Raw genomic sequence first — 18086 nt, 5'->3', positions numbered from 1 at the left:
AACGCGATCCCCGTAACTACCTGGCCTTTCTCGGCCTCGCCGCCGCCCTGTGTTGCTACAAGCGACTGCTCCGCCTCACCACATAGGACACGGTCCAAGACAGGCTACCGAGGAGCCTCGCGCAAGGGGACACCAGAATGAGCAGAACAAACGGCACCACAGCAGTAGGTTCCATCAGTTCATCACCTTCAGTCCGTGACCGCGCCCTCAGTGGCCCGGCCTCTCATGACTGATGAGGGCCAGGGGGCCGATTCCGCCCCCGTTCGGCCTAATGCCGCTCGGGTGCGGGAAGGTCGGCCCCGGCCGCAGGCTGCGGCCTGGAAGGCCCCATAGCGTGCAGCGCGGCGTGAAGCAGGAGGCGTGCGGGCAGTGCCAGGCCGCTGGCGTCGATGGCCATCCCAAGGAGAGGTGTCGCGAGCGGGGTGAGGGTGCGGACCAGCGACTGCGCCTGCGACGCGAGCGGGGTGCGGGGCAGCGTGATAACGAGGGTGAGGGGCACGACAGTGTCCTTAAGCTGATCAAGCCACGGAAATGGCTGGTTTCGCCCGTTCACCTCAGGACAACCCGCTTCTGAGGCGCGTCGATGGCTTCAAAACGATGTCTGTGCCAACGGAGGGTGAACGAGAGTGCGGTGTGCTCGGTAGGCGATCGTCCTCTTCCCGCTCGGCCTGCTCGCTGCTGGGTGTCATCAGGCCTGATGGTGCTGTGTGCGGTTACGGGGTGGTGGCCGGACGTGGGGTGGGGGTGAGGAGGCGGGGGGCGGTGGCGGCGGTGAAGGTCGCTGTCGTGGCGCATGCGGTGACGGTGGTCCAGGCGACGGGACCCAGGGGTGTGCAGCCGAAGAAGTGGCTCAGACCCGGGGTCTGCACGACGGCGAGGAGGGCTGTCGTGGACAGGGCGGTGGTGGCCAGGACGAGCGGGCTGCGCCAGTCGGTGATGAGGGTCTGGCCGAGCTGGGCGGTGATCAGGGCTGCCAGTGCCATGGTGTCGGCGCGGCGGGCGCGGCCGGTGAGGCGGCCGGTCTGCCATGCGGCGGTGGCGGCGAGGGTGGTGGTGGTCCCGCGGATGGCGAGCAGTCGTGCCAGGTCGGGTCCCATGAGGGCGGGGGCGGGCTGGTCCATGACCGCGGTGCTGGCGGTGGTGCGGTGGGCGAGGGCGACGGCGAGGGCGGGGAGCATGTCGGTGAGGAGGTTGACCAGGAGGAGTTGGCGGGTGCCGAGGGGGGCGCGTCCGGCGAGTGCGGTGCCGAGGATGGTGAAGGCGACTTCGCCGGCGTTGCCGCCGACGAGGATGGCGACGGCGTCGCGGACGCTGGCCCACAAGGCGCGTCCTTCGTGGAGGGCGTCGAGGATGTGGGTGAGATCGGGCTCGGTGAGGACGAGGTCGGCGGCGGCGCGTGCGGCGGTGGATCCGTGGGCGGCGAGGCCGATGCCGATGTCGGCGAGGCGGATGGCGGCTGCGTCGTTGACGCCGTCTCCGGCCATGGCGACGACGTGTCCGGCCTCGCGCAGGGCTTGGACGATGCGGACTTTGTGTTCGGGTGAGACGCGGGCGAAGAGTCTGGCCTGGTCGATGGCTGTGGTGCGGTCGCCGGCCGTGAGGGAGTCGATGTCGGTGCCGGTGAGGATGGTCTGGGTGGTGTGGGTGATGCCGAGGTCGCGGGCGATGGCGGCGGCGGTGGCCGGATGGTCTCCGGTGATCATGACCATGCGTACGCCCGCGTCGGTGAGGCGTTTGACGGCGTCGGCGGCTGTGGGGCGGGGGGCGTCGGCGATGGCCAGGAAGCCCAGCAGCGTCAGATCGTGGACGAGGTCGGCTATCGTGTCGGCCGGCACGGCGGTACTGGTTGCCTGACCCGCCGCTTGTTCCCGGCCCCCGATAGTCGGTCCGTTCATGGGTAGAGCGGCCTGTGCGACGGCCAGGACGCGCAGGCCCTGGTCGGCGAGCTGTCGCATCATGCGGTGCGCGGCTTCCAGCCGCTTCTCATCGAGCGGAAGCAGAGCGCTCCCCCTGCCGGCCTCGCCGTCCGGAAGATCCATGGCGAGGGTGGTGGTGCTGCGCTGGAGAATGATTTCCGGTGCCCCTTTGACCGCGAGAAGACGGCGGCCGCCGTCGGTTCCCACGGAAGCCGAGTAGCCGCGGCTGGCTTCGAAGGGCAGTTCCGCATGCTGTGTCCAGCCGGGGTCGTCGATGTCACACCTGCGGGCGGCTTCCAGCACGGCACGGTCGGTGGCATGGGACAAGGGCATGTCGGCGGCCGGGCAGGCACGGATTGCAATGCGCAGCAGACGGTGCGCCTCTTCCGTGTCGGGGGGAAGGATTGCCTCGGTGGAGGCCAGGCACGTCAGGGCCAGGCGGCCTTCGGTGAGGGTGCCGGTTTTGTCGAAGCAGATCACGTCGACGCGTCCGAGGGCTTCGAGCGCGCGGGCGGAGCGGGGCAGGACGCCGTAGCGGGACAGCCGCCGTGCGGCCGCTGACTGAGCGACGGTGGCGACCAGTGGCAAGCCCTCAGGGACGGCAGCGACCGCGACAGCCACACCGGATGCCAATGCTTGGCGCAGGGGCAGGCCGCGCAGCAGACCGAGGGCGGTGACCACTGCCCCGCCGACACCGACCACGGGCAGTGCCGTCTGTGTCAGTGCCGCGAGGCGTCCTTCGATGCCAGGCGCGATGGTGGCTTGTCCGGCAAGGTCGGCGGCGCGGCCTGCCTCGGTCTGTCCGCCCGTGGCGACGACGATGGCCACGCCGGTGCCCGTCAGCACAGTACATCCCTCGTAGACCATGCAAGACCGCTCGGCCAGGTCCGCCCCTGGAGTGGCCGCCGGATACTTTGCCACCGGGGTGGGTTCGCCGGTCAGTGCCGCCTCGTCGATTTCGAGCTGGTCACAGGCCAGCAGCCGGGCATCCGCCGGCACCACCTCGGACGGCTGCAGGACGATCACGTCGCCCACCTGAAGATTGCTTGCATCCATCGTGTCGGAAGGCGTCGTCTCCAGCAGCTCGAGGAAGCCTGGGCCCGGGTCGTCCGGCACCTGGCGCAGGCGGCGGGCAGTGGTGCTCTCCTTCGCCAGAAGGGTTTTCAAAGCCTGCTCGGATCGCATCCGCTGGGCGCCACTGATCACGGCGTTGCCTGCCATTACTCCGCCCACCAGCAGTGAGTCGACACTCGATCCGACTGCGGCGGACGCCGCGGCACCGAGGGCCAGCACTGGGGTCAGAGGGTCGCGCAGTTCCTCGCGCACCGCGTCCAGCAGCTCACCTGCATGCTGCAGTTGCGCCGCCAAACCCAGGGACGCTACTGCTGCCGTGGTAGCCCCGGCCAGCCGGTGCCGCATTCGGTCGAATGCCGTCCGGGCAGCCGCAGCAGGTGTTGCTTGCTCTCTGGCGGTGGCGTGGCGCACCGGGCGCAGGACACGAAGGACGTCGTCTGCGTTCATGGCGTGCCAGGCGCCGCGGATATGACCGGCGGGCCGGGGCCGGCGGGCAAGGCGCCGGGCCGCGCGGACGCCACCGATCTGTGCCAGGAGCATGGCGCCGTGGACGGGAGAGGTCGTCAGACCCCACATGCGGTGGGTGTTGTCGGCAGCCGCGATCAAGGCGCCTAGCGCGGACCCGCCGATCGACAGGCGTGCCGAGGCTGCGCTGACCTGGTGTGCTTCGTCCAGGGCCGACAGTACGCGCCAGGCATGTTCCAGCCCCGGCGTGCATACGAGGTCCGCCGACCACGGCGCCGTTTGAGCCGGTCTTGCGAAACCGGCCGACAGGGGGAGGGCCACTCCCACGTCCGCGGCTGCGAGTGCTTCGCTGTCGCAGCAGGTGATCAGCGCGACCACGTGGCCGTCTTGCTGCAGTGCGCGTACCCGCCCGGTCAGCGCCCCGTCCGCGGGCACGGCGTGATCGGCCCATCGCAGCAGCTCAGCAACGCTGGCGTGCTCGGTCATCTCCAGGCGGCGGTTGCCGCAGCGGGCTGCCGCGATCACCGCATCAGCCAGTGGATCAAGTTCGCATCCCACCACGACCCGCCCCAGCAGCCGGTCACCTGCGTCACGCACCTCCAGGTGCAGACCGGGACCGGTGTCAGGCCGCTGATGCAGACCATCCAGTCGGCGCCGCAGCCGCCAGCCACCCGCCGCCCACGGACCCGGACCGGCCATGTCCTTCAGAGTCTGTCCGGTCAGGACCGTCTGCGCGGCCTGCCACAACGCTGCCTCGTCCTGCTCCGCACCGGCTGTCGCCGACAGCAGCCGCAGTCGCGAAACGCATAGGGCCGGAGAATCGATGATGACGGCGGACACCCGGTCCAGCAGGCGCAACGCTGCAGGATTCATCACCATCACACCCGCCTGCGCCAGGTCACGGCCCAGCACCGTGCAGAACGCCTCACGTCCCGCCCCGGCCGCCTTGGGCACCGTCGCCAGGACAGCTCGACCCGCCTGTTCCACATCCCTGGTCCAGGCCGCCAGCCCGGCGGCGCCCAGCAGGGCGGTGACAGACGTCCACTCCGCACACTTCTCCACCGGTCCCGCCGGCACCGTGGCCGGCCGCGGCGACGGGGTCGTGGCCTGCTGGGGAAGACCGGCACCGTCGGCCACCAGCTCGCCCTCCCGGCGCTCCCACACCGCCCGCCGACTGCGCGCCTCACCGAGCTTGAACCACTGTTGGACGGCGTCCAGCGCCAGCGGCGTCATCCCACCGGTGGCCGAGTAGACGAGCGCCCCGGCCATGGTCACAAATGCGTCCGCATGGGCACGGCCCACCTGCCGCTCCAGCCACCGGCGCACCCGCGGCTGAGTATCGGCCACGACCAGCGGCACCCGTACCGCGCGCGGCAACCGGGCAACCGAAGCCGTCCAGCCGACCACGGTGCCGACCAGCCCTACGCAGTCGGAAAGCAATGCGATCTTGGCCAGCACTTCCGGGACATCGTCGAACGCCGCACTCGGATGGTCATGCGTGAACGACTGCTCCGCGACATCGTGCGCCCGCTCCATCGCGCGCACCACCTGCAGCGCCGCCTCAAGATCGAAGACCTCCGCCGCGTCGACCACCACCTGGCCCAGCGCCGCGTTCACCCGCACCCAGCGCACCCCCGCCAGCTCGGCCAGCGCCGACTCCAGTCCCGCGGCCAGCCGCTCTCGCCGCCTCCCCTGTCCGGCCAGGCCCCGTACCTCGATGTGCGCCCTTCCCGCCTGCGACCACACGCGCCTGCGCCGCCTGGCCGGCCCCGCATCCCGCACCACTTCGGCCGCCCTGACCACCTCGCGTGAGACCGCATCGCCCATCCACGAGGCCCTCTGCAGGCTCCCATCCAGTACCTGCAGCGCCCCCGCCGTCGTCCACACCGCCCGCGAGGCGATTACCTGGCAGGACACAGCCACAGCAGACGGCGCCCCGGCCACTAACCGGCGGCCCAGCGACATCACCACAGCACCTCGCAACACCGGCGAAACTCCCTCACCCGGGGGGCGTCCGCGGTGCTCAGCCACCGACTGCCCACGCACAAGCCAACGGACTCTGAAATCTATATGAATCGGTCATAACGTGGATGAATCGACGAGTGCAATGGAGTGATCACATGACCGAGACGACAGCTCAGGCCCCCAACATGGAGCCCACCGCCCAGCAGCCGGGACACGACCACGACGGGCACACCATCACCATCCCGCTCGACGACGTCGCCCATGCCGCACAAAAGATCATCACCCTTCCCGTCGCGGCTGCACAGCGCGTCCTGCCCGCCAAGGGCGGACTTCCGCTGTACGCCGGGCTCGGCGCCCTCGCCCTGGCAGGCGCCCTCGAATGGCCCGTCGCCGCCGGAATCGGCATCGGCTACGCCGTCCTGCGCCGCAGCGGAGCCCTCCCATCCCCATCACCGGCCACCCAGACGTCCGCACAGGCAGTCACCATCGACGAGCCCACAGCACCGAAAGCCGAAGCCCACCACAGCCCTTGACGAGCACACACCGACTCGGTCCGCGTCTGGCTGTCGCGTACCCCTCGAGGAGATGCCACCCGCCGGCCTCGCGCATCGGCTCGACTTCGAGCGCGTAGTTGCCGACCGTGAACTGGATCCGGCTGGCCGTCTCGACCAGTTTCCGCAGTTCAGCGACGGTCTCGGCATAGCGGTCCGCGCTGACCGTGCCGACCTTGTCGGCGTCGTTGATCCCTTCGGGCGTGGCATTCACCCACCCACCGCGGGCCGGAGCACGGCCGCGGCCGTGGCGAGACCCGTCCCGCTTCCCGACCGAGAGTCGGACCGGCAATACGACGATCACAACCTGCGACCTTAATTGACCATGCTCCGCCCGGAGTGGGGATTCGGATGCGTTCGCGATGCGGGCACTGTGGCCGTTCGCCGAACGTTTCCTTCCTTGCCCTCCAGGCCCACGTGACGCACCGCCGCGAGCAGTAACCGCGTTTCGAAAGGCGGTCCACCTCGGCCACCCAAGTCGTCCCGCACTCGGGGCACTCGGCCCGGCCGGCACCGCTCAATTCTGCGGCCACCCGCTTGCGCAACCGACGGTCCCGGCGCCACTGCCTGGCACGACATGCCGCCGAGCAGTACACGGCACCGGGTGCAGAACCGGAATCGATCCGGATGAAGCTCTACCATCTGCCCGGCCGTCTCACCCGGCACGCCCGCAGGCGAGCCCTCCACCTCGACCACACCTGGCCCTGGACACCGGCGTTCGCCACCGCCTGGCGGCACGCAATGAAGCTTCCGGCCGTCACCTGACGGCCGGCCCCGTCCCGACGAAGACCAGGAAGGAGGAGCCGCACCGCCTCGGACCGGTGGACCCCGACGCCCATGCAGCGCATGCGAAGGCCCTCATCCTCACCGGAAGGGCAAACCAGGGCAACCCACCGGATCACCCACGGCCGTCAGGCCGCAGACGAATCGAGGTCGAAGCGGATGACGGCGTGGAAGTGGACGGCTCCGCGCTCTTAATACTCGGCGACCTTGCCGAAGGAGACCCGCGACTGCTCGCGCGCGGCCTTCTGCGTGAGCCCGGCACGCTTCGCGATCTCGCGGCGCAGGTAGATCGTGAAGTAGCGCCACAGGTCGGAGGCGTGGTTGTTCCACAGCATGGCGCCCGCGTAGTCGTACGTCTCGAGGGGAGTGCCCAGTTCGGGCCCGTCCTCCTGGTGGTGGATGTCGCAGTTGCAGGGCCGGTTACCGGGCCGATTGTGGACCGGGCCGAAGGAGGGTGCGGTGAGGGTGGCGAACACGCGCGGGTGGTCGCGGATCGTGTCGGGGGTGCCTTTGTCGAGGTCGCCGACGAGGCCGGCGCGGATGAGGTGGTAGGTGTCCCCGGCATAGGTCCAGGCGCAGGCCGGGCAGCGGGAGGCCCGCCGGTTGCCGCAGGTTTCCCGGAGGACACCACCCGGCTCGTTGCCGGTGGAGTACGTATGCAGGACGTGCCCGGTGTCCTCCCGTCGCCGTCGCCAGGTCCCGCTGCACCGTGGGCCCCTGATCGACCACTGCCTGCGCGGTAACACCGAGTGTCGGTTCCGCCCCGGCGACTGACTTCTCGTTGATCCTCCGGCCGTAATCCTCCATCCATGAAGCCGGGGTTACTTCTCAGTCAACCCCCTAGTAACGGACATCATTCGTGATCGCCACTTCTACATTTGCTCCGGCGCCTTGGAATCCAAGGAATCGCAAAAGCCGCTGGGTGAAGCGCGGTTGACGCCGACCTGTTGGCGACGTCGCGAATGCCAAGTCGTCTCATGTTCCATCAACATTCAACTCCCCATCCCCTGAGCAGCGTGATCGGTCCCTAGGGTCCTTAAGGCTTTTGAAGGAAGGGACCCATGGAACAACTCCGCGCAATCCGGGCTCGCGGCGTCACGAAGAGTTTCGGTGACGTCGTCGCGCTCGACGGCATCGACCTCGATGTGACGCAGGGGCAGATCCACGGCCTGGTCGGACCGAACGGCGCCGGGAAGACGACCTTGCTCGGTCTTCTGCTGGGACTCGCGGTTGCCGACAGCGGCCGCCTCGAGGTCCTGGGGACGCCGGTCGGGAGGGCACTCGACGCTCCCGACGGTGTCGCCGGCTTCGTGGACGGTCCCGCTCTCTACCCGTCACTGACCCCGCGGCAGAACCTCGCCGCGCTGGCCGCACTGCGTGGCCACGACGCGCGCTCTGCGGGAATCGACGACGTACTCGCCGAGGTCGGCCTCACCGGCGTCGCCGACGACCGCACCCGCGGCTTCTCCCTCGGCATGCGCCAGCGGCTCGGACTCGCCGCCGCCCTGCTGACCAAGCCCCGGCTGCTCGTACTCGACGAACCGTCCAACGGCCTCGATCCTGCAGGCAAGAAGCACGTGCACCGTGTCCTGAACCGGCTCGCGGCGGACGGGACCGCCGTCGTCCTCTCGAGCCACAATATGGACGACCTCGAGGCGCTGTGCTCCGAGGTGACCATCGTCGCCACCGGACGCGTCGTCTTCTCCGGCCCGCCGAGCAAGCTGGCCGCCGACAACCGAGAACTCGACTACCGGCTGCTCACCTCCGACCCGCAGGCCGCCCGCCGGATGGCCGACGACACGCCCGGGATCCGCGTCGTCGACGACGCCGGGGTACGCCGGGACGCCGAACTGCTCGTCGTCCGCGCCCTGGTGCCCGCACTGGGCGACCTCGTGGTGCGGCTCGTGGAGGAGGGCGTCGCGCTCCGCGAGCTCGCTCCCGTGGTGTCGCCGCTCGAAGCCGCGTTTCTCGCCCTCACCCAGCAGCAGGAGGCCGGCCGATGACCGCTGCCCTCACCCAGAGCCCGGAACAGGAACACGAGCCCGTGACCCGGGGCCGTCGCGTCCCCGTCACCCGCGTCTGTTGCTTCGAGTTCGTCAAGCTCGTCTCCCAGTGGCGGATCCGCCTGCTGGTCCTCTCCTGCTGGATCGTTCCCGCTGTCTTCGTCGCCGGCGTGAGCCAGCAGAGCACACTCCCCGTGGACACCCTCTTCGGGCGCTGGATGCACGCCACGGGGTGGGCCGGGCCGCTGGTGGTGCTCGGTTTCGCGGGCACCTGGGTGTTCCCGTTGCTGACGTCGGTGGTCGCAGGCGATGTGTTCGCCTCCGAGGACCGGCTGGGCACCTGGCGCCACCTGTTCGTCGCGGTCCGCTCGCCTCGACGGATCTTCGCTGCGAAGGCATTGGCCAGCCTCACCGTCATCCTGGTGCTTGTCGCCGGGCTGGCCTGCTCCAGCGCGATCGGCGGCCTCCTGACGGTGGGCAACCATCCGCTGGTCGGCCTCGACGGCCACCTGCTGACGCCGGAGGACGCCGCGGTCAAAATCTTGCTCGCCTGGGTCTGCGTACTCGCCCCGACACTGGCCCTCGCCGGAATCGGACTGCTCGGGTCCGTCATGCTGGGCCGCTCCCCGATGGGGCTGCTGCTGCCCGCGCTCGTCGCCATCATCATGCAGGTCATGCAGATGCTGCCCCTGCCTGTGGCGGTGCGCCTGGCACTGCCGGGTTACGCCTTCATCTCCTGGAACGGCCTGTTCACCAGCCCCACGCAGCTCGCTCCGCTGCTGATCGCTGTCGTGGTCAGCCTGGCGTGGGCGGTCCTTGCGACCGTGCTGGCCTATGTGCTGTTCCAGCGGCGGGACTTCACCAATCTCGCCTACGACGGCTCGGGGCGCCACGCGCTCACCGTCGGGCTACTGCCGCTGGTGGGGCTGACCGCCCTCAGCGTCACGGCAGTAGCCGTATCCACATCTTCCATGGGTTCCGGGATCGAGCAGGGCAAGGTGCAGCGCTCCGTCGCAACGGCCTTCGCCCACCTCTATCGCATGCAGACCGACCAACTGCATCGCCCCGCTGTCACGGAGGCGCAACTGCGCACCACGGCGACATGCGCCAAAAGCGCGGGCAAGGGAGCACAGGAGGGCGCAGGCAACAACTGGCGTTGCGTCGTCAGTTGGCATCTGCCAGGCGTCGCAGTCACGGGGACGGCGATTTACCAGATCGACATCACCTCAGACGGGCGGTTCGTGGCCGACGGCGACGGTCCCAAGGAAGTGAACGGCTACTTCCTGCTGCGGACTTCGACCGGAGACGCCCCGAATCCGCTCTGGCAGTTCGACGGCAACGTCGAACTGCTCGACACCTCCTCGAAGGGATAGTTCCATGCAGGTTGCACGACAGCGCCGGGTTCAGCAGAGGGAGCAGGTCAACCTCTTCGGCAGACTCGTTGGCCGTCGGACCATGATGGTGACCGCCGGTATCGCGGTCGCCCTCGGTGTCACCGGCACGGCGGTCGCCTCGACGGCACAGTTCGGCACCCAGCAGGTTGGCCAGGTCACCGACCACGGCCAGGTCGTCTCCGACGACCAGTACATCCAGCCCTACGGTGACCGCACGGTCATCAACTCCGGCAAGATCATGTCGTCGGTGGTCAGCCCGGACGGCAAGCACCTGGCCGCCTCGGTCACCGACGGCGACGCCGCCCTGGTGATCATGGACCTGTCCACCGGGAAGATCGCGCAGAAGATCGGCACCAACGCGGCCGACGACCTGCGCATCAGCAGCAGCGCCGTGGGCCAGGAAGGCCCGACCTACTCGCGCGACGGCAAGTCGCTGTGGCTGGGCCAGGCGACCGGTTACACCAAGTTCACCGTCAACGCCGACGGCACCCTGGCCAACCCGGTCGCCGTCAACATCCCGACCCTCAGCGGCCACCAGGCCCTGGTGGGTGCCGCGGTGTTCTCCGCCGACGGCTCCACCGTGTACGGCGCGGTCAACGGCCAGAACAAGGTCGTCGCCATCGACGCCGCCACCGGCACCGTCAAGACCACTTGGACCACCGGCACCGCCCCGCGCGGCCTGGCCCTGGTCGGCGGCAAGCTGTACGTCTCCAACGAGGGCGGCCGTCCGGCCAAGGACGGCGAGACCACCATCAACTCCTACGGCACCCAGGTGCCGGCCGACCGTGAGACCGGCGCGTCCACCACCGGCACCGTCAGCGTGATCAACACCGCCGACGTGTCGGCCACCGTGGGCTCCATCGACGTCGGTCTGCACCCGACCGCCGTGTACGCGAAGAACGGCGTGCTGTTCGTCACCAACACCGCCGACAACAGCGTCTCCGTCATCGACAGCAAGACGGACAAGGTCGTCCAGACCATCTCCACCCAGCCGTGGGCCGAGTCCTCGGTCGGCTACGAGCCCAACGCCGTCACCCTCACCGACGACGCCCGTCTGCTGGTGACCCTGGGCCGCGCCAACGCCGTCGCGGTCTACCGCTACTCGGGTGCGGCGACGCCTGCCCGCTACGTCGGCCTGCTCCCGACGGACTACTTCCCGTCGGAGATCGCTCAGGTCGGTGGGAAGATCGTCGTCTCCAACACCCGTGGTGTAGACGCCCGCCGTAACCCCTCCAAGCACGGCACTCACGACACCACGTCCAGCCTGACCACGTTCACCCTGCCGAGCGACGACGAGATCAAGTCGTACACGCCCAAGGTGTTCCAGATGAACGGCTGGAGCGGCGACTCGCTCAAGCTGTCCCAGAACAACGGCAACGTGCCCGCGGTGCCGGTCCCGGCGCGCCTCGGCGACCCGTCGACGATCAAGCACGTCTTCTACCTGGTCAAGGAGAACCGCACCTACGACCAGGTCTACGGCGACATCCCGCAGGGCAACGGCGACTCCTCGCTGACCCAGTTCGGCGAGAACGTGACGCCCAACCAGCACGCGCTGGCCAAGCAGTTCGGCCTGTACGACAACTTCTACGACATGGGCACGAACTCCGCCGAGGGCCACAACTGGCTGAACCAGGCGGACAACCCGGAGTACACCGAGTCCTCGGCCGGTGAGTACACGCGCTCCTACGACACCGAGGACGACGTTCTCGGCCACCAGAAGTCCGGCTTCATCTGGACCGGTGCGAAGGCGGCCGGGAAGTCCGTCAAGGACTACGGCGAGTTCCAGACGCTGGAGCAGAAGCCGTCGGGTGCGAGCTGGCAGAACCTGTACTGCGACAGCAAGGACATGGCCGCGACCGGCTCGCCGACCAAGTACCCCATCAAGACGGGCTCGGCGATCCCCTCGCTCAACGACGTCTCGGTGCAGGGCTTCCCGAAGTTCGACACCAGCGTGCCGGACGTCTACAAGGAGCAAATCTGGGAGCAGGACTTCAAGAAGAACGGTCCTGCCGACCTGAACATGTTCTGGTACTCCAACGACCACACCGGTGGCCCGGCGAACTCCGCCGCCCAGGTCGCGGACAACGACCTCGCGGTCGGCCGCATGGTCGACACGATCACACACAGCAAGTACTGGAAGGACTCGGCGATCTTCATCGTCGAGGACGACTCCCAGGCCGGCAAGGACCACGTCGACGGCCACCGCGCGCCGGTCCAGATCATCAGCCCGTACGCCAACCACGGCACGGTCGACAGCCACTACTACTCGCAGGTCACGATGGTCCGCACCATCGAGCAGATCCTCGGCATCCACCCGATGAACCAGATGGACACCGCGGCCACCCCGATGGCCGACGCGTTCACGAACAAGCCCGACTTCACGCCGTTCAACGCCGTGGCCAACCGGACCTCGCTGACCCTCGGCGTGAACCCGGCGCCCAGCTGCGGTACGGACACCCCCGCCCCGCAGAACCCGGCGACGGCGCCCGCGCCTACGACGACGGCCGTCCCGGCGGCGCAGCAGCCGCTTGCCGACGAGTGGAAGAAGTGGCTCTCCAAGCAGCGTCTGACCGGTGACAACGCCGTGCCGGACTACGCCAACAACGAGCAGATGGACCGCTACACCTGGTACGACACCCACAACTTCAACAAGCCCTACCCGGGTGACAAGAAGATGTACGCGCCCAAGGACGTCCCCGGCGCCAACCTCCCGTCCGCGGAGAACGACGGCTGACGCAGCAGACCGGTCGGCATAGCCTGACCGCCCCTGGCCGGCGTCCGCCGGCCAGGGGCCCCGGCCGTTCGGGAGTGTCGAAGAGCAGCTGGTCGCGCCAAGCCAGGTACGCCACTCTCTGGGCGTGTTCCAGGGTGTCCCAGTCGGTCGGATATAGGGGAATACGTATGCCCTGCTTCTCCAGGTGAGTGCGCAGTTGATCGCCGCTCAGCTCGCGCCGGTGGGCCGGCGGCCGCCAGGCCATGAGCTCCTTGTTGGTCCTGATCGCCATGTGGCCGACACCGTACTGGCTGTCCGCGCGCGACCCTACTCCTTGAGAGATCGAGCAACATCAGCTGGGCGTGCCGACCGCCACCGACCACAATGGCGAGCAGATAACCGCCCGGCTCCATCAACACGAGAGACATCTCGTTGTTGGTCATGGCGAACCGTGCGTCGGGTCGGTCCACCTTCCTGACCTCGATCTGTACGGGCTTTCCTGCGGGTCCGTTCCGGAGGTCGTAGCCGACGTTCTGTCCACTGACATCGCGCAAAGTCCAACCGAGCTGGTTGAGGTCTTCCTTCTCCCCCAGCTCCGCCGTCCTCCGCCGTTTCAGCACGGATGCCAAGGAGGTGTCCGGACGAGGGGTCACCTTGGTCCCACGGATGCCTTGGACCGTGTCCGAGACAGCGGGCGTCTCCTCCTGGAGAGAAGCCTTATGCACGAGCCGGCTCTCCGCCTTGGTGAGCTTCCGGCCATGCGTGCGGGCGAGCTCCTTGAAATGCTCGCCGAGCCGCGAACGCAGTGCGTCGGACAACACGGCGGGGTCCATCTCGGGGGCTCCTGGACCTGCCATTGCGCGCCGTGACCATCGGTCAGGGTGTCTCTTGCGGAGAGGTTGAACCGACCGCTCTGGGAATACGAGGTACCCCCCAGGCAGCCGTTGTGCTCACCCGGCGGCAACCAGGCGACGGCGGTCCGGGGCGTGGACGCCGAGGCGAGGCGCCCGGGACCGGCGGCCGGGACGGCGCCCCGGAGGGGACGCCGTCGGCCGGACCGGGCGTCGGTGGGCGGGGCACGCTTTCCATCATGGCCCCGCCCACCGCCGGCCGCCGCCCTCAGGGCACGGCTTCAGCCGCCGGCGACCCCGCGGTTCAGCGCTTGTGCCGCTTCCACGGGCCCGTGATGGCCAGCATGATGCCGGGCGTCTGGATGTTGGCGTACAGGGTCCGCCCGTCGGGCGAGAAGGTGACCCCGGTGAACTCGCTGTACTCGGGCTCCTCGGCGGTCCCGAGGTTCAGCTCGTTGCGGGCGATCGGGTAGGTGCGGCCGCTCTCCGTCGCGCCGAACAGGTGCTGCACGCCCTCGCCATCCTCGGCGATGACCAGGCCGCCGTACGGGGAGACGGTGATGTTGTCCGGGCCGTCGAAGTTGCCGTCCACGGACGGGTCCGGGTTGACGCCGATGAGGACCTTCAGCGTCAGGGTGCGGCGCTTCGGGTCGTAGAACCAGACCTGGCCGTCGTGCTGGACGGGGCTCTCCGCGCGGGCGTACGAGGAGACGATGTAGACTCCGCCGTCGCCCCACCACATGCCCTCGAGCTTGCGGGCGCGGGTGATCTGGCCGTCGGTGAACTGCTTGCGGGTGGAGACCTGCTGGGCGTCGCGGTCGGGGACGGTGACCCAGTCGACGCCGTAGACCGTGCCGGTCTTCGTGGCGCGGGAGAGGTCGTCGACGAACTTGCCGCCGGAGTCGAAGCACTTGAAGGCATGCAGCACGCCGGCGTCGTCGGCCAGGGTGCGCAGCTTGCCGCGGCCGTGGCGGAAGTCCTTCGGCGGGGTCCAGCGGTAGAGCAGGCCGTTGGGGCTGGAGGCGTCCTCGGTGAGGTAGACGTGACCACGCTTGGGGTCGACGACGACGGCCTCGTGGGCGTAGCGGCCGAAGGCCTTGACGGGCTTGGGGTCGCGGTTGGCCCGGCGGTCCTCGGGGTCGACCTCGAAGACGTAGCCGTGGTCCTTGGTGAAGCCGTTCTTGCCGGCCTTGTCCTCGGTCTCCTCGCAGGTGAGCCAGGTGCCCCAGGGGGTGCTGCCGCCCGCGCAGTTGGTGGCGGTGCCGGCGATGCCCACCCATTCGGCGACCTCGCCGCCCCGGCGGACCTCGACGACGGTGCAGCCGCCGGCCGCCGTCGGGTCGTAGACCAGGCCCTCGGTGAGCGGCACCGGGTGCGGCCACCGGGCTCGGGCCCCGGCGAGCTCGTGGTTGTTCACGAGGAGCGTGGTGCCGCGCGGGCCGTCGAAGGTGGCGGTGCCGTCGTGGTTGGACGGGGTGAACTCGCCGGTCTCCAGCTTGGTCTTCCCGCTGTAGGTGATGACCTTGTACGAGAAGCCGGCGGGCAGCGCGAGGATGCCGTCGGGGTCGGGGAGCAGGGCGCCGTAGCCGACGCCGTGGTGCCCGTGCCCGTGGGCCGACTCGCCGTCCGCGCTCCCGGTGTCCGTGGCGGCGAGGGCGCCCGGGGCGGTGGCGAGGGCGCCGACGCTGCCCGCGAGCGCGACTCCGGCACCAGTGATCGCGGATTTTCTGGCGAAGTCCCTGCGGCTGAGCGACATGGTGTCTCCTGTGACAGTGGGCGTGCCGTGGAGGGTGGCGTCCTGAGGTCGGCGCTCACGCTCCCGCCCGGCGCTGAACAGGAGTTGAACGCCGGGCTGCCTCAGGGGTGCCTGTTCCATGAATCCGTACGCAATGCCCCACCGCCGGTAAAGCCGCCGGCCGGTGCCCGCCGTCAGACGCCCTGCTGGGAGCGGGCCTTGAAAGCGGCCTTGCGCGCCTCCTTGGCCACCTTCTTGTCCGGGTACAGCCGCCCCATCGCCTCCAGTACGTCCGCGGTCACGGGGTGGTCCACCCGCCATGCCGCCGCCGCGAAGAATCCGCTGTGCTGCTCGGCCAGTCCCTCCACCAGGCCTGCACTTCCTCGGAGTTCCCCTCGGCCTGGAGCTGCGCGGCCAGGGTGTCGACGGTCAGCCGGACCACCAGCTCCTGGGAGGGCGCGGGCACGTCCGAGGCGCCGTGCTCACTTGAAGGCCGACGTCGTCATGTGGGGTGCGAGTGGATGTCGTTGCCGCCCACGGGCCCGGGGAGGTCCCGGCGGAGACGGTGCCGGTGGCGCGGCAGCGCTCCCGAGGGGAAGCCTGGCACTCCGGCTGCTGGGCGAGTTGGGCCGCTGTTCCGCGACGAGGAGTTCACCCATCCCTTCCCCGCGCGCGGTCGGCCTGCCTGGTCGCCTGCCGGGCCGGCGCTCGTGCCGGTGCCGCAGTTCGTGGAGGGGCTGACCGATTCGGTGACCGGCGCGGCGGCCGCGGTGAACTGCTGAGATCCCCGGCCGTGGTCCGGTCCACCCCCGTCCGGCAGACCCGGCCCGATCTCTTGCACCATTTCCCGATGTTCGATGGGTGTTCGATGGGCATGTGTTCTAACCTCCTGACGATCAGTAATGGGGCGATGACCGCGTTGGCGAGGCGGTCGGCTGTGGCGTGCGCGAAGCCCGGCCGACTGGCCTTTGCCCGCGTTGCAGAGCTGCTGCGCGTCATCCGAGCAGTCAGCGCGCCATGAGAACGGCCCTGATGTGAAGGCGACACCTGCCCATGACCGAGCACGGAAACAACCCCAGCGGGGCGATGAGGCGAAGAACCGTCCTGCGTGGTGGTGGCGGCCTGCTCGCCACGGCCGCGGCGGGCCTGCTCCCGGGGTGCTCCGGGTCCGGCGGCGACGACTCGGGAGCCAGGACCCCGAAGAAGGGCGGTGTCCTGCGCGTCGGCTGCACCGGCGGCAGCGCAAAGGACACCCTCGACCCTCACAATCCCGTCATCTGGCCCGACCACGCACGGGCGGTGAACCTGTTCGAGCGGCTGTTCGTCCATGACGAGAGATACCGCGTCAAGCCCCTGCTCGCGGACTCGATGGAGCCGTCCAAGGACGGCAGGGCCTGGACGCTGAGGCTCCGTTCCGGGGTGGAGTTCCACAACGGCAAGACCCTGGACGCCGACGACGTCATCGCCTCCCTGCGCAGGATCGCGAACCCCAAGGCGCCCGCCGCCGGGGCCAGCAGCCTCGCCGTGGTCGACGTCGCGGACCTCAAGCGGATCGACTCGCTGACCGTGCGGATCCCGCTGAAGACTCCGTACGCCCTGCTGCAGGACCTGCTCGCGCAGACCGTCATGGCTGTCGTCCCGGCGGACTTCGACCTCAGGAAACCCATCGGCACCGGCCCGTTCGTCTACAAGTCCTTCACCCCCGGGGACGAGAGCGTCTTCACCAGGTTCGACAACTACTGGCGTCGCCCGGCCCATGTCGACCAACTGCGCATCATCGACTTCCCCGACGACACGGCCAGGGTCAACGCGCTGCTCAGCCGGGAGATCGACGCCATGGACAACCTGCCGCTCGAGCAGATGGAGCTGGTCGAGGCCCAGGGCTGCAAGGTTCTGATCTCGGAGCCCGGGGCCTGGACCCCGCTGACGATGCGCCTGGATACCGGCCCCTTCGACGACGAGCGGGTCCGCCAGGCGATGCGGCTGATCGTCGACCGGCCGCAGATGGTCCGCCAGGTGCTCAGAGGACAGGGACGCATCGGCAACGACCTCTACGCACCCTTCGATCCGGCGTACAACCACGATCTGCCGCAGCGCGTCCAGGACCTGGACAAGGCCAGATTCCTGTTGAAAGCCGCCGGGCACGAGGGGCTCAACGTGGAGCTGGTCACCTCCAACGGCATCGGCATCGGCGCGGTCGAGACCGCGCAGCTCTTCGCCCAGCAGGCCAGGGGCGCCGGGGTGACGGTGCGGGTCCGCAAGACCGACTCCGCGACCTTCTACGGCGACAAGTACCTGAGCTGGCCGTTCGCCATGGACTACTGGTTCACGCGGAACTACCTGGCGCAGGTGGAACAGGGATCGATCAACGGCGCCCCTTACAACGAAACGCACTGGAGGGACCCGGAGTTCGTCTCCCTCGTCAACCAGGCCCGCGGCCAGTTCGACGAGGGCAAGCGCAACGAACTGCTCAAGGCGGCCCAGAAGATCGAGTACGAGCGCGGCGGCTACATCGTCTGGGGCTTCAAGAACCAGGTCGACGCGTACGCGGCCGGGGTCGGCGGACTGGTCCCGACCCGCAGCCACCCCTTGTCCGACTACCGGTTCCGCGACGTCTCCGTCGACGGCTGAGGGCC

Annotated in this window: 10 protein-coding genes and 3 pseudogenes; 7 read left to right on the top strand and 6 right to left on the bottom strand. The window is 69.1% G+C overall.

Translation table 11 applies throughout. From position 1 onward, the window contains the following. Nucleotides 1-713 precede the first annotated feature (713 nt). On the bottom strand, nucleotides 714-5282 hold the full coding sequence (locus ACWDNY_RS13465; RefSeq protein WP_451645872.1) for an HAD-IC family P-type ATPase: 4569 nt from the start codon (nucleotides 5280-5282) through the stop codon (nucleotides 714-716). A gap of 293 nt (nucleotides 5283-5575) precedes the next feature. Here ACWDNY_RS13465 and ACWDNY_RS13460 point away from each other — a divergent pair, with 293 nt between their 5' ends. Beyond that, nucleotides 5576-5953 (top strand): hypothetical protein, encoded by a 378-nt coding sequence (locus ACWDNY_RS13460; protein ID WP_451645871.1) that lies wholly within the window; start codon nucleotides 5576-5578, stop codon nucleotides 5951-5953. Here the strand turns inward: ACWDNY_RS13460 and ACWDNY_RS13455 are convergent. After that, complete coding sequence (locus ACWDNY_RS13455; RefSeq protein WP_451645870.1) at nucleotides 5901-6185, bottom strand: hypothetical protein; 285 nt, start codon at nucleotides 6183-6185, stop codon at nucleotides 5901-5903. The two genes, ACWDNY_RS13460 and ACWDNY_RS13455, sit on opposite strands and share 53 nt — an antisense overlap. Nucleotides 6186-6598: 413 nt before the next feature. Between ACWDNY_RS13455 and ACWDNY_RS13450 the strand changes: the two genes are divergently transcribed. Continuing rightward, nucleotides 6599-6736: a hypothetical protein gene (locus ACWDNY_RS13450; RefSeq protein WP_451645869.1), complete on the top strand. Its 138-nt coding sequence runs from the start codon at nucleotides 6599-6601 to the stop codon at nucleotides 6734-6736. 212 nt (nucleotides 6737-6948) lie between these two features. Here the strand turns inward: ACWDNY_RS13450 and ACWDNY_RS13445 are convergent. After that, a pseudogene (locus ACWDNY_RS13445) lies at nucleotides 6949-7554 on the bottom strand (replication initiator); the annotation flags it as partial. A 261-nt stretch (nucleotides 7555-7815) separates the two neighbouring features. On the opposite strand from ACWDNY_RS13445, the gene ACWDNY_RS13440 reads away from it, so the two are divergent. Genes ACWDNY_RS13440 through ACWDNY_RS13430 form a run of 3 tightly spaced genes read left to right on the top strand, consistent with a single transcriptional unit; the run spans nucleotide 7816 to nucleotide 12885 of the window. Further along, nucleotides 7816-8757 (top strand): ABC transporter ATP-binding protein, encoded by a 942-nt coding sequence (locus ACWDNY_RS13440; RefSeq protein ID WP_451645868.1) that lies wholly within the window; start codon nucleotides 7816-7818, stop codon nucleotides 8755-8757. Then, nucleotides 8754-10130: an ABC transporter permease gene (locus ACWDNY_RS13435; RefSeq protein WP_451645867.1), complete on the top strand. Its 1377-nt coding sequence runs from the start codon at nucleotides 8754-8756 to the stop codon at nucleotides 10128-10130. The genes ACWDNY_RS13440 and ACWDNY_RS13435 overlap by 4 nt, the downstream gene beginning before the upstream one ends. Before the next feature lie 4 nt (nucleotides 10131-10134). Next, nucleotides 10135-12885: an alkaline phosphatase family protein gene (locus ACWDNY_RS13430; RefSeq protein WP_451645866.1), complete on the top strand. Its 2751-nt coding sequence runs from the start codon at nucleotides 10135-10137 to the stop codon at nucleotides 12883-12885. Here the strand turns inward: ACWDNY_RS13430 and ACWDNY_RS13425 are convergent. From ACWDNY_RS13425 to ACWDNY_RS13415, 3 genes and pseudogenes are all read right to left on the bottom strand, one after another. After that, entirely contained in the window at nucleotides 12807-13697 is an 891-nt protein-coding gene (locus ACWDNY_RS13425; RefSeq protein WP_451645865.1) for a protein NO VEIN domain-containing protein, read from the bottom strand. The two genes, ACWDNY_RS13430 and ACWDNY_RS13425, sit on opposite strands and share 79 nt — an antisense overlap. Before the next feature lie 322 nt (nucleotides 13698-14019). After that, nucleotides 14020-15471, bottom strand: coding sequence for an alkaline phosphatase PhoX (locus ACWDNY_RS13420; RefSeq protein ID WP_451645864.1), 1452 nt, complete (start codon nucleotides 15469-15471; stop codon nucleotides 14020-14022). A 173-nt stretch (nucleotides 15472-15644) separates the two neighbouring features. Further along, nucleotides 15645-15937: pseudogene (locus ACWDNY_RS13415) on the bottom strand (hypothetical protein); the annotation flags it as partial. Between the two features lie 30 nt (nucleotides 15938-15967). On the opposite strand from ACWDNY_RS13415, the pseudogene ACWDNY_RS13410 reads away from it, so the two are divergent. Together ACWDNY_RS13410 and ACWDNY_RS13405 are read left to right on the top strand one after the other, a co-directional pair. Further along, a pseudogene (locus tag ACWDNY_RS13410) lies at nucleotides 15968-16196 on the top strand (IS5/IS1182 family transposase); the annotation flags it as partial. A gap of 307 nt (nucleotides 16197-16503) precedes the next feature. Continuing rightward, the gene (locus ACWDNY_RS13405) at nucleotides 16504-18081 is read left to right on the top strand and encodes an ABC transporter substrate-binding protein (protein ID WP_451645863.1); all 1578 of its coding nucleotides are present in this window, start codon (nucleotides 16504-16506) and stop codon (nucleotides 18079-18081) included. The last annotated feature ends 5 nt before the right edge of the window (nucleotides 18082-18086 follow it).

The sequence above is a fragment of the Streptomyces sp. NPDC003697 genome, from assembly GCF_053587115.1.
This window is presented reverse-complemented; position numbering and strand designations above follow the sequence as displayed.

Excerpts from the sequence above, each read along its gene's own strand:
- ACWDNY_RS13465 (WP_451645872.1), bottom strand. The coding sequence starts at position 5,282 with ATGGGCGATGCGGTCTCACGCGAGGTGGTCAGGGCGGCCGAAGTGGTG.
- ACWDNY_RS13460 (WP_451645871.1), top strand. The coding sequence starts at position 5,576 with ATGACCGAGACGACAGCTCAGGCCCCCAACATGGAGCCCACCGCCCAG.
- ACWDNY_RS13450 (WP_451645869.1), top strand. The coding sequence starts at position 6,599 with ATGAAGCTCTACCATCTGCCCGGCCGTCTCACCCGGCACGCCCGCAGG.
- ACWDNY_RS13440 (WP_451645868.1), top strand. The coding sequence starts at position 7,816 with ATGGAACAACTCCGCGCAATCCGGGCTCGCGGCGTCACGAAGAGTTTC.
- ACWDNY_RS13435 (WP_451645867.1), top strand. The coding sequence starts at position 8,754 with ATGACCGCTGCCCTCACCCAGAGCCCGGAACAGGAACACGAGCCCGTG.
- ACWDNY_RS13430 (WP_451645866.1), top strand. The coding sequence starts at position 10,135 with ATGCAGGTTGCACGACAGCGCCGGGTTCAGCAGAGGGAGCAGGTCAAC.
- ACWDNY_RS13425 (WP_451645865.1), bottom strand. The coding sequence starts at position 13,697 with ATGGACCCCGCCGTGTTGTCCGACGCACTGCGTTCGCGGCTCGGCGAG.
- ACWDNY_RS13420 (WP_451645864.1), bottom strand. The coding sequence starts at position 15,471 with ATGTCGCTCAGCCGCAGGGACTTCGCCAGAAAATCCGCGATCACTGGT.
- ACWDNY_RS13405 (WP_451645863.1), top strand. The coding sequence starts at position 16,504 with ATGACCGAGCACGGAAACAACCCCAGCGGGGCGATGAGGCGAAGAACC.